Annotated in this window: 11 protein-coding genes; 3 read left to right on the forward strand and 8 right to left on the reverse strand. The window is 44.4% G+C overall.

Annotated elements, in window-relative coordinates:
* Positions 1-185 precede the first annotated feature (185 nt).
* A complete protein-coding gene (locus PK654_RS12775; RefSeq protein ID WP_271696154.1) occupies positions 186-1,337 on the forward strand; it encodes a Na/Pi symporter in 1,152 nt (383 codons plus the stop codon).
* An 89-nt stretch (positions 1,338-1,426) separates the two neighbouring features.
* Here the strand turns inward: PK654_RS12775 and PK654_RS12780 are convergent, their stop codons facing one another.
* The 5 genes from PK654_RS12780 to rppH form a co-directional block, all read right to left on the reverse strand.
* Positions 1,427-2,278 carry a thymidylate synthase gene (locus tag PK654_RS12780; RefSeq protein ID WP_271696155.1) on the reverse strand — a complete coding sequence of 284 codons (852 nt, stop codon included), beginning with the start codon at positions 2,276-2,278 and terminating at the stop codon, positions 1,427-1,429.
* Positions 2,275-3,081, reverse strand: a complete 807-nt coding sequence (gene lgt / locus PK654_RS12785) for a prolipoprotein diacylglyceryl transferase (protein WP_271696156.1) — start codon at positions 3,079-3,081, stop codon at positions 2,275-2,277. The genes PK654_RS12780 and lgt overlap by 4 nt, the downstream gene beginning before the upstream one ends.
* Before the next feature lie 117 nt (positions 3,082-3,198).
* Positions 3,199-3,993, reverse strand: a complete 795-nt coding sequence (locus PK654_RS12790; protein WP_271696157.1) for a sulfite exporter TauE/SafE family protein — start codon at positions 3,991-3,993, stop codon at positions 3,199-3,201.
* An 8-nt stretch (positions 3,994-4,001) separates the two neighbouring features.
* A complete protein-coding gene (gene ptsP, locus PK654_RS12795; RefSeq protein ID WP_271696158.1) occupies positions 4,002-6,251 on the reverse strand; it encodes a phosphoenolpyruvate--protein phosphotransferase in 2,250 nt (749 codons plus the stop codon).
* A 2-nt stretch (positions 6,252-6,253) separates the two neighbouring features.
* On the reverse strand, positions 6,254-6,772 hold the full coding sequence (rppH, locus tag PK654_RS12800; protein ID WP_271696159.1) for an RNA pyrophosphohydrolase: 519 nt from the start codon (positions 6,770-6,772) through the stop codon (positions 6,254-6,256).
* Positions 6,773-7,405: 633 nt separating this feature from the next.
* On the opposite strand from rppH, the gene mutH reads away from it, so the two are divergent.
* On the forward strand, positions 7,406-8,080 hold the full coding sequence (mutH, locus tag PK654_RS12805) for a DNA mismatch repair endonuclease MutH (RefSeq protein ID WP_271698877.1): 675 nt from the start codon (positions 7,406-7,408) through the stop codon (positions 8,078-8,080).
* Here the strand turns inward: mutH and PK654_RS12810 are convergent.
* On the reverse strand, positions 8,066-8,380 hold the full coding sequence (locus tag PK654_RS12810; protein ID WP_271696160.1) for a DUF6482 family protein: 315 nt from the start codon (positions 8,378-8,380) through the stop codon (positions 8,066-8,068). The two genes, mutH and PK654_RS12810, sit on opposite strands and share 15 nt — an antisense overlap.
* Before the next feature lie 111 nt (positions 8,381-8,491).
* Here PK654_RS12810 and PK654_RS12815 point away from each other — a divergent pair, with 111 nt between their 5' ends.
* Complete coding sequence (locus PK654_RS12815; protein WP_271696161.1) at positions 8,492-9,526, forward strand: NADP(H)-dependent aldo-keto reductase; 1,035 nt, start codon at positions 8,492-8,494, stop codon at positions 9,524-9,526.
* A 91-nt stretch (positions 9,527-9,617) separates the two neighbouring features.
* On the opposite strand, the gene PK654_RS12820 is transcribed toward PK654_RS12815, so the two are convergent.
* Together PK654_RS12820 and vpsR are read right to left on the reverse strand one after the other, a co-directional pair.
* Positions 9,618-9,869, reverse strand: a complete 252-nt coding sequence (locus tag PK654_RS12820; protein ID WP_271696162.1) for a DUF1127 domain-containing protein — start codon at positions 9,867-9,869, stop codon at positions 9,618-9,620.
* Positions 9,870-10,363: 494 nt separating this feature from the next.
* Positions 10,364-11,692 carry a cyclic-di-GMP-binding transcriptional regulator VpsR gene (gene vpsR / locus PK654_RS12825; protein ID WP_271696163.1) on the reverse strand — a complete coding sequence of 443 codons (1,329 nt, stop codon included), beginning with the start codon at positions 11,690-11,692 and terminating at the stop codon, positions 10,364-10,366.
* Positions 11,693-11,851: the final 159 nt, after the last annotated feature.

The raw sequence follows: 11,851 nt of genomic DNA on the forward strand, positions 1-11,851 counted from the left end.
AAAAACCTAAAATACTCTTAAATTACAATCAAATAGAAGTTTTCGGAAAGTTTCAAAACACTATCTATACTTCTCACAGGCGCTTTTCCCATTTTATAAAACTGTAATATTAGTGAAATATTCAGCCACTAGTATCGCGGTCAGATTAGTTAAATGACCAATAATCTGGGTCTCGGAGAACAATTATGAACCAAGCGACAACAGCAGCATCGTCTGCAACGCATCAGAAATCTAAAAACTGGATTCGCTGGGCAAACTTGGTATTCATGCTTTATTTACTGCTACTGGCAGTTTCTATGGTTGGTAGTGGTTTTAAACTTGCAACTGGTGAACAAGCTAAAACTCTGTTTGAGTTCGCTTCACACCCTGTTGCCGGCCTGATGATAGGTCTGGTTGCCACCGCCCTGATTCAATCTTCCAGTACAGTAACCTCTATTATCGTTGGTCTGGTTGCCGGCGGACTTCCTGTTGCTACTGCAATACCTATGATCATGGGTGCCAATATTGGTACTACTGTCACCAACACTCTGGTGAGCTTAGGCCACCTGCGTTGTAAACATGAGTTTAAGCGCGCCTTTGCCAGTGCCACTATTCATGACTTCTTTAACCTGCTGGCTGTGATTATCTTCCTGCCACTGGAGATGATGTTCGGCATTCTGGATAAGATCTCTCACTGGTTAGTATCTCCAATGCTGGCTACCGGTGATATGAGCATTAAAGGCTTCAACTTTATTAAGCCAATTACTAAGCCTGTTGTCTCTGCCCTGAAAGAGCCTCTATCTTCAATGGGTGACGTATTCGGTGGTATCGCACTGATTATTATTGGTATTGCTACCGTATTCCTCGCTATCACGGTTATGGGTAAGCTAATGAAGAAGCTTATGGTTGGTCGTGCAAAAGATATTCTTCAGAGCGCTATCGGTAAAGGCCCTCTTCACGGTATCGTTTCTGGTTCTGTAGTTACTGTACTTGTACAGTCTTCATCTACAACCACAAGCCTGATGGTTCCACTGGTGGGTACAGGTGTATTGAAAGTACGTGACGTTTATCCGTTTACTCTTGGTGCTAATATCGGTACCTGTATTACCGCTCTGCTTGCAGCAACAGCGGTAACGGGTGAGTACGCAGTGTTTGCCCTGCAGATTGCCCTTGTGCACCTCACCTTTAATATTCTGGCGACAGTGTTTATCTTTGGTATTCCATTCCTGAGAGATCTGCCTCTGAAAGGTGCTGATATCATCTCTGAGCTGGCAATGAAGAACAAAGCTGTAGTAGTTGCTTACCTGATTAGCGTATTTATTATTATGCCCGGTACGATTCTGGCGTTTACGGTATAAATTCGTAACGGATTAAAAAAGCCCTCAATACCAAGTATTGAGGGCTTTTTCAGTTTTAAGCGTTACTAATTTTTATACAAAGAAAGTTTTTATACAGAGAATGGGTATTTGATAGCATCGTGACATTCATAACCCGTTACTTCAAAGTCATCCAGAGTCACCCATGTTTCCAGATCTTCGAGACTCTTTATATCCGGGTTAATTTTAAACTGAGCAGGAGCCAACGGCTCACGCTTTAACTGAACATCCCGCATTAACTCAAGCTGATCTTCATAAATATGGGCATTTACAATCTTGTGGTAGGCCACTCCCGCTTTCTTACCTGTGATCTGCGCCATCAGTGCCAGAAAGACATAAACCTGAACCATATTAAAATTCAGCCCCAGAGGGACGTCACAAGAGCGTTGAGTGCTATTCAGATAGAGAGTATCACCTAACAGAGAAAAGTGGTGACTGTACATACAGGGGCGCAGACAGCCCATGTGAAATTCACCTGGGTTATAGAAGTTAAGGATCTCACCACGGTTATCAATTCCTACTGTCAGGTCATCGACGATTTGTCTAAGCTGGTCAACTGAGCCACCATCAGGCTTGCTCCAAGCGCGCCCCTGAACACCGTATACACGCCCCATATCATCTTCACCCTTACGATGAGGATTATTCAGCCATGCCTGATTCAGGTTCGCATTCGCATCCCAGGTTTTAGTGCCCAGTTTTCTGAAATCTTCCGCATTGTCATAACCGCGTATATAACCTAACAGTTCAGCGACGGCGGCTTTCCAGAAGCTTTTCCGGGTTGTCACCAGAGGAAACTGATTACTTGCCACGTCATAGCAAAGATCGGCATTGATTACAGTTAAGCAGCGTTTTCCGGTGCGTTCATTCTCCACCCAGACTCCCTGATCAACAATCCGCTGACATAAATCTAAATACTGTTTCACTGTTTCACCCCTGATTTATTTGTCTTATATGCCCATACCATCATCAGAATACCCAGAATAATCATAGGAGATGACAAGATCTGTCCCATAGAAATAAAGTCACCAAACAAGCCCAGATGCTCATCCGGCTCTCTGAAATACTCTACGATAAAACGGAAAGTACCATACCCAAGCAGGAATAACCCTGATACAGCACCTGCCGGCCTTGGTTTTTTGATATAGATATTCAGGATAATAAACAGTAGTACCCCTTCCAGGGCAAATTCGTACAGCTGCGAAGGGTGACGCGGCAGATAACCACCACTAGGGAACAGCACCGCCCATGACACATCGGTTACCCGCCCCCATAACTCATCATTCATAAAGTTGCCAAGTCTTCCTAATCCCAGACCAAAAGGCACCAGCGGAGCAATAAAGTCAGCAACATTAAAGAAGGTACGACCGTTTTTATAGGCATACCAAGCCATGGCCGAGATTACGCCAAGCAGACCACCATGGAAGGACATGCCGCCGGTCCAGACCTTAAACAGATACAGAGGGTCATCCAGAAACAGTCCAAACTGATAAAACAGTACATAGCCGACCCGGCCACCAACAACAACGCCTAAAAATCCAAGAAACAGCAAATCAGAAACCTGTTCTCTGGTCCACCCGCTGTTTGCCTTATCTGCCCGTTTGTTCGCTAACCAGATAGCAAACAGAAAACCGAACAGATACATTAAACCGTACCAACGCACAGACAAGGGACCAATTGATACCAGAATCGGATCAATCTGCGGAAACTCAATAAAGCCTTGAGACATATAAAACTCTCTAATCAGGGGTCAACACCTGCTATATCTCTGTTCTGCAGGTGGAAGAAAAAATTAAACTCAGAATTAGTACAGACCTGAAAAATCAGTATAAATTCCCCAACCAAGCTAAGAAAGCAGCATTCTTCCGGCGATAAACAGCAGGAAAACGGCAAACACTTTCTTCAGTTGAGCCGTCGGCAGGTTTGTCGCTAAGCGCGCACCGATTTTAGTGGTAAACATGGAAGTTGATACAATCGCCAGCAGCGCAGGTACATAGACATAACCGATACTGTACTCAGGCAGATTCTCTGCTCCGGTTCCGTGCCAGATAAAGCCAGCCATTCCCGAAATAGCAATAACACAACCACATACAGAAGATGAACCTATAGCTCTGCGCATCTCTACGCCATAACGGCTCAGATAAGGAACCGTAAGAGAACCTCCGCCAATTCCGGCCAGAGTAGAGATAACGCCAATAACGCACCCTGAACAGGCGGTCACTGAAGGAGAAGGCATGCTTCTGATTTTCTGGGATTTGACTGATAACAACATCTGCAACGCCAGAAAAAGCACTATAAAGCCAAATACTTTAGGCAATAAATCTACCGGTATCAGCTCGGTAACATAAGAACCTAAAAGCCCTCCGATCACCACCCCGGGTAACAACCACTTAATCACATAAACACTGACATTACCCAGTTTCAGATGGTTTAATGCCGACGAACCTGAGGTGATAATAATTGAGGCAAGGGAGGTAGCCAATGCAAGGTGCATAACGATATCAGCAGTGATGCCCGCTTTCGGCAATAAAAACAGCAATGCCGGAACCACGATTAAGCCTCCGCCAATACCCAATAAACCTGCCATTACCCCGACAAAACCACCAAGGAAAAGTAATGACAACAAAAGTTCGTAATTCAAAATAGCCTCTATTTATTTCCTGCCCGGACAAAACCGGCAAGCTGATTGCTTTCCAGATATTCCAGCATCGTATTGTATGTTTCACGGCTGTAGGGTTGTGTAAGAGCCGAAGAAGATAACGCTTCCAGCTGTCGTGAGTCCACTTTTCTCAACAGGTATTTCACTCTGGCAACGTTTGATGTGTTCATACTTAAGGAGCGATACCCCAACCCGACCAGTAGCAAAGCTCCGATAGGGTCGCCGGCCAGCTCACCACACACGCTAACGGGGAGCTTGTATTGCTGACACGTCTGCTGAATCTGTTTCAGCGCCATAATAACCGCAGGGTGAATAGATTCATAGATATCAGCAACACGGGCATTATTACGATCAACCGCCAGAAGATACTGGGTTAAGTCATTACTACCAACTGAGACGAAGTCCACCTTATCCGCTATCAAAGGAAGCAGATAGAGCATTGACGGCACTTCCACCATAACCCCGACTTCTGGTTTTATCACCTTCTCTTCAAACCCTTTTACTTCCTGATAGGCCTGCTCAACCAAAGTAAGGGCATCATCCAGCTCCTGACAACTGGCAACCATAGGCAGCAGTATACGCAAATTATCTTTGCCAATGCTGGCCTTGAGCATTGCCCTTAACTGAATCAGAAAAATATCAGGGTGATCAAGGGTAAAGCGGATCCCCCGCCAGCCCAGAAACGGATTATCCTCTTCTATCGGCAGATACGGAAGCGGTTTATCTCCGCCAATATCCAGAGTCCGCATCACAACCTTCTTATCGGGGTAACTGGACAGAATACTTCGGTAACGAGCCACCTGTTCCTCTTCGGAAGGAAATCTGTGTTGCAGCAAAAAAGCGATTTCAGTCCGGTACAGACCTACTCCGTCTACACCTTTGTTAATGGCGATATTGGAATCGGCACTCAGGCCGGCATTAAGCAGAATCTCGATCTGACAGTCATCTTTTGTTCTTGCTTCCTGAGTAAGTTCACCCTCAACTAATTGAGATAACTGAAACTCTTCTTTCTGAAGGCTTATATACTCCTTCAGTAGCTGCTTACCCGGCTCAACTAAAATCTCACCACTATAGCCATTCACTATTCCCTTTCGGTTATGAATGGACTCCGGGGTAAAAGTCGCTCCCATAATAGCCGGAATACCAAGTGCTCTGGAGAGAATTGCAGCATGGGAGTTAGCCGCCCCTTCAAGGGAGATCACCGCCAGCAATTTCTCTTTATCTACACCGGCAAGGATAGAAGCCGTCAATTCCCTGACCACCAGAATGACTGGCTGATCCAGCTCAACCACACCTACTTCTGAATTATGCAGAAAGTAAAGCAGCCTCTGACCAAGTTCCCTAATATCCTGAGCCCGTTCCCGCATATAGACATCTGACATTTGAGCAAAACGGTTAGAGTAACTCTCCACTACCTGACGCAGTGCCCAGTCTGCTCTGTCCCCCTGATTAATCTGCTCTTTCAGATCGGCACGCAACATAGGATCGTTTAGCAGGTGAGTAAAGAGATCAAATATTGCCAGAGCATCCTTGTTCAGCTCGCTATCCAGCTTTTTGCGCATTCGCCTGAAATCGGCAATCGCACTCTCTATCGCCAGCATCAGCCACTCTTGTTCCCTGTCAATATCAAGGGTAGAAGCAGGATAGACATCGGATAACTCAGGCTGGGTGTTATCCCACCAGAACTTACCCACAGCCACGCCCGGAGAGGCAGCAATGCCTGAAAAGACCTCCGTCCTCTTCTTATTCAGAAGCCACTGCCCCTGAGCCTGAGCATGGGCAATAATAACCGCGATCTGAGCGGCCAGCGTAACAAGAAATGACTCTTCCATCTCATTAAACAAGCGCGGGGTTTTCTGCTGAATCACCAATACGCCCAAGACTTGTTTACGATGAATAATCGGAGTGCCTAAGAAGGAGTTATAGACTGCTTCGCCTAACTGAGGGAATAACTTAAAGCTTGGGTGTTTGGAGGCTTCTGCTAAGTTGAGAGGTTCAGCATTACGGCGTACAAGTCCGACTAAGCCATCCTGATATTTTATAAAGAAGTGTTTTTTCTTAAGCTGCAACCCTTGAGTTGCCATAAGCTCAAGACGCTTTTTCTCATCATTTGCCAGATAAACGGTGCAACAGTCAGTCTGCACAGCCTTGCAGGTTTCTTCAACTAAAAGCTTCAAGGCCTGATGAACATCATCAAGCCTTGAGACTTTTTCAACTATGTCCCTTAGTTGAGTGAGCATGGCTATCCTCTACGGTTTTTTCGTTTACCTTTTATCTTCCGCTCCTTAAATGGCATAGCTAAAGATGCAAACTCTTTCATCGCTCTTCGATAAACGTCTCTTTTAAAAGAGACAACCTGTCTGACTGGGTACCAATAGCTCACCCAACGCCAACCATCAAATTCAGGGGTTTTACCACGCTGCATATTAACTTTCGATTCGTCACTATCCAGACGCAATAAAAACCATTTCTGTTTTTGCCCGATACATACAGGTTTTGAGTCCCAACGAACCAACCGTTTTGGCAGGCGATACCTTAGCCAATGCCTGCTCGTTGCAACTATTGTCACATCCTGCTTAGTAAGACCAACTTCTTCATACAGTTCACGAAACATCGCTTGCTCTGCGGTTTCGCCTTCATCAATTCCTCCCTGAGGAAACTGCCATGAATGTTGACCGTATCGTTTAGCCCAGAAAACCTGACCATGGTTGTTACATATTACAATTCCCACATTTAAGCGGTAACCATCGCCGTCGATCACTGGTCGACCTCTAATAAATTTTTCTTGGCATGATTTTTCCACATATCCCCAGTTGTCGCAAATGAACATGTCTAATTTACGAGATATTTATTTGCTGAAAGGTACTGTTTGGATAACTTTTGCGCTATTTACGACTTATCAACACAAACCGAATCTAGCTCACAAATTTATTCACCTTTTCTGTGAATAACTGTGTGAAGAATCTAATAACATCAGAAAAAAATGACCAATTACTAGTCAGCACTTTTTCTTTCCCAATTGTCAAAAGCACAAAATACCCTTATATAACAACAAAATAAAAAAGATCACTCACAATGCACAAACTGAAAAATTAGTATGATCTTTAACTAGCTTTAGATCGGTTAAAGATCCATCAGCCACCTTGTTATCCACACTATCTGTTCTTAGTTTCATTTTTTTGCTTTTTTTTCAACTGTTTTATCGGTTTAAAAATACTGTTAATTGATCCAGCACTCACTTAATTTGTTGTTCTCAATTTTCTCCTGTGGATAAGTTGACGCGTGATCATTAAATCAACAGAATGATCTGCATCTACAACAAGCTAAAGCAAACCGATCAGCATATTTGTTATAATCCCCAGCCCGGACGACAGCAAACATAATGAAAACAGTGATGAAACCTCAGCCGAAAACCGAAACCGAACTATTTCAGAGAGCGATGGCCATTGCCGGGTTCTCTTTTCAGGAACTGGCCGATGAAGCCGGGATCTCTGTTCCTGAAAACCTTAAGCGGGATAAAGGCTGGGTTGGTCAGCTTCTTGAATGGCACTTGGGCGCCACCGCAGGCAGTAAACCTCAGCAAGATTTCGTTGATCTTGGCATTGAGCTAAAAAGTATTCCGGTCAGCCATAGCGGCAAACCGCTGGAAACCACCTTTGTCTGTGTCGCTCCCCTTACCGGTGTACAGGGACTTACCTGGCAACAGAGCCATGTCAGACAAAAACTGTCCAGAGTTCTGTGGATTCCGGTAGAAGGTGAAAGAGAGATCCCATTAGCGGATCGGCGGGTGGGTACGCCTATTTTATGGTCACCGTCCGAACAGGAAGAGCTTGCCCTGAAAAATGACTGGGAAGAGTTAATGGAGCTGATTGTTTTGGGTCAGGTAGAGAAGATCACCGCCCGACACGGTGAGGTTATGCAGCTTCGGCCAAAAGCGGCAAACAGCAAAGCCGTTACAGAAGCTTATGGAGCATCAGGCAAACCAATTAAAACCTTACCCCGTGGCTTCTATCTCAGGACTCAGTTTACCGCTGAGATTCTGGCAAAACACCTGTTAGTGAGTCTTTAAAGAGAGCTCAATATCGTGATAAGGGATGGTTCCGTCAGGTGCTCCGAACTCATCATCGGTATTATGTAAACGTAAATAAACAGATTCGACACCTAACCGGCTCAGTTCATCTTTAATCTGCTCAAGGGAAGCGTAGTGGATCAGTTCATCATTCTTATAGATGGGCTCCAGCTTATGTTTGTACTCCACTGCCAATAAATAATCTGAAAGGTCTTCACAGCTGATAACATACAGTTTCGGCTGAACCTGTTTTTCGTGGTAACCGGCATTTAGCCAGTGATCAAGTTGGATTTTTTGCATAGGCACTCCTCCTTTCACTCTAAGCTTAGTCCAGAGTTTGGCTTTTTATAATTCCACTAAGGTCGATTTCTTATGTATATTAAATAAAAAACAGTGAAACAAGGATGTGTAATGAAGTATCAAACCCTGCCTAACTCCAGCCTTGAGATTAGTAAGATCTGTCTGGGCACCATGACTTTTGGCGAACAGAATAGCCAGGCGGAAGCCTTTGATCAAATTGACTATTCTCTGGAAAGAGGCGTTAATTTTATTGATACAGCAGAGATGTACCCGGTTCCGCCGGTAGCAAAAACTCAGGGCAAAACGGAACAGTTTATCGGCAACTGGCTGGCAAAAAGCGCCAAACGGGAAAAAGTGATAATTGCGACTAAAGTCGCAGGCCCGAGGAATGTTCCCCATATCCGCCCGGATATGAGCCTGAACCGTAGACATATTCATACCGCCATTGATGACAGCCTTAACCGGCTAAAAACAGACTATGTTGACCTTTATCAGCTCCACTGGCCACAGCGGGAAACCAACTACTTTGGTCAACTCAACTACCCCTATCCTGACAAACAGGAGGAGGTCACCCTTATTGAAACATTGGAAGCGCTGGCAGAACTGGTAAGGCAGGGAAAAGTTCGTTACATAGGACTGTCTAATGAAACTCCATGGGGAGTAATGAAGTTTCTGCAACTGGCAGAAAAACATGATCTGCCAAGAATGGTTTCCATTCAGAACCCTTATAACTTGCTAAACAGAAGCTTTGAAGTTGGTCTGTCCGAAGTTGCCCACTATGAAGGCGTACAGCTTCTGGCTTATTCCCCCATGGCATTTGGCTGCTTGTCCGGTAAATATCTGAATAACCAATGGCCGGAAGGGGCCCGCTGTACCAAATGGCAGCGTTTTGCCCGTTACTTTACTCCACAAGGGATAAAAGCGACGCAAGCTTATGTAGACCTTGCTAACCAGTTTTCCATTGAACCGGCTCAGATGGCGCTCGCTTTTGTTAACCAAAGGCCATTTGTTGCTTCCAATATTATTGGGGCTACAAGCATGAAACAGCTTCAGGCGAATATTGACAGTATCGAGATTGAGTTAAGCAATGAGCTGTTGCAGGAGATAGAGAAGATCGGTCAGCAGTACTCAAATCCTTGCCCCTAATCCGAAATCTAAATCAACAAGGCTGCAGTCAAAACTGCAGCCCTTTAATATGAAAATTTTCTGCGGGGGAAGTACTCACTTCCCCCTTAAGCTAAGTAACCAGTCTAGAGCGGAATACACGGCGAAGGTGACGAACACGGCGCTCAGCAACAATATGATCCGGCTGAGAGAAGCCGATAGTCTGACCATCGCTTTCCAGACCGATATCTTTTAACAGGTGCTTGTTTTGCCATGGAATATCGTATACCGCTCTTCGGACACTTTGCTTCCAAAGTTTTTCTTCTCTGCGTAGATCGGCTTTTACAAAAATTACTGCAAGTTTTAGATAAATAGAGTGACTCATGTTGGTTCTCCGGTTTGAGTTAATTTAGCCGGAAAAATGACATCTGAGGATAATATTATGGGGATGAAACTTCCCTATTCAGCTGCCATTTTCCGCAGCCTTTCAGGATACGGACTAATTAGATATCAGAACTCTCTGTACGCAGACCAGCCATATTCAAAGCAGATCTAGTCTGGGTTACAGCAGATACAGGCGCACAGATCACATGATTAAAGGTGAAATTTTTCATCTTGTGCCTCCTGTCTAACTAATTAATCCTATTAAAGAAATGTGTGAAATTTGATTCACGGTTAAATTGTAGTCAGATGGTTTTATTATGCAACCGTTTATTCAGACAAATATGAAATTCAGCGAAAAAAGCTATGGTTAAACACTAACCAACCTGAAATTGAAAAGAATAAACTAAGAATTAAATAGTTTTAAAAACAATTGGTTGCTATATGTGAGAAAGACAATACGGGCAGAATATGTCTGCCCGTGTAAATATAGTCTGGTTATACAGAGTCAGTAATAAGGTTATGTTTATTCAACAGACGATACATAGTCGCTCTGGATACGCCTAACTCTTTTGCAGCAGGTGAAACCTGACCGTCGTGAGACTCCAGAACCAGAATAAGGGCATCTTTTTCCGAATTCTCTCTGATGCTTTTAAGACTTCTTCGTCCATTAATCACCTGAGGCAGATCAAGCTGGGCAAGCTCAATAATCGCATCGTCAGACATAAGCACCGCTCGCTTAACCTGATTCATCAGCTCTCTTACATTACCCGGCCAATGGTATTGAGTTAGCGCTTTCAGGGCCTTATCGGAAAAATCCTTTGCCTGAGCGTTGTACTCTTTGGAGTACTCCTGCAAAAAGCGACGTGCCAGTATAGCAATATCGCCTGCTCTCTCTTTCAGGCTGGGAACATTGATTCTGAGCACATTAATATAGTGGTACAGCTCTTCATTAAAATCTTTGTCTGCCAACGCTTTTTCTATATCAGAACTGTATGCAGCCAGTATGCGCACATCCAGATCAAGGCTGCCGTTATCCGTTTCTATTTTTCCTTCCTGCATAAACCTCAGCAGATTTCTCTGCTGTGAACGGGGCATAGTCAGAATATCGTTCAGATAAAGGGTTCCACCGTTTGCCTTCTCAAGAAAACAAGGGCTATCCAGTTCATCACCGATACCAAACAGCTCCTGCTCCATGCGAAACTCAGATAAAGCTCCGCAATTGACCGTAACAAAAGCTTCTTTAGAACGGGCTGACATATTATGAATCGCTTTAGCGACACTCTCTTTACCTGCGCCGTTTTCGCCGTAGATCAGAATACTGACATCCGTTGAACCAATGCGTTTTACCTGCTCCCTGAGCCGCTTCATGGAAACAGACTCACCAGCCAAGCCCATATCTTTGGTGCAACCATAGTTTGGCCACACCTTTCTCTCCAGTTTAAGCATGCCCAACTGGTGACCTATGGTGCTCTTTAGCTGAGCATCAGGGATCGGAGCCGTAAAAAAGTCGATACAGAAATTAACGATAAACTGGCAGATGGTATCTGACCCGAGTTGAGACTCGCGGATAAACGCCAGCCAGCGGACATGCTTATAACGACTTACCAGATTAGCAATACCGTTCAGGCTAAACTCATCCTGACTTAAATCGACAATACCAATACAAGGGCCAATTTCATTGAGTAGTGCATCAGCCTTACGTAAATCTCCACACTTCTGGCACTTCCAGCCAGCTTGTTCTAAAACAGATAACCAAGGCTCATGCGCGCCACCGACCACCACAAGAGAACCCGGAACAGAATCCATTCGGAATTGAGTACCCATGAAAGATCCTTTTATTTATTATTTACATTTGTACATGAAGAGTCTTATAAGCAAGTCATCTCTTATTAATATTAGTATCACAAGATGTACAATCCAAACCCTACATTATCGAGTCAGTTAGTTTTTTTTCTGTCTCAATATTAAGACTTAGCACAAGTT

The sequence above is a fragment of the Vibrio sp. SCSIO 43137 genome (assembly GCF_028201475.1).
Taxonomy (GTDB): domain Bacteria; phylum Pseudomonadota; class Gammaproteobacteria; order Enterobacterales; family Vibrionaceae; genus Vibrio.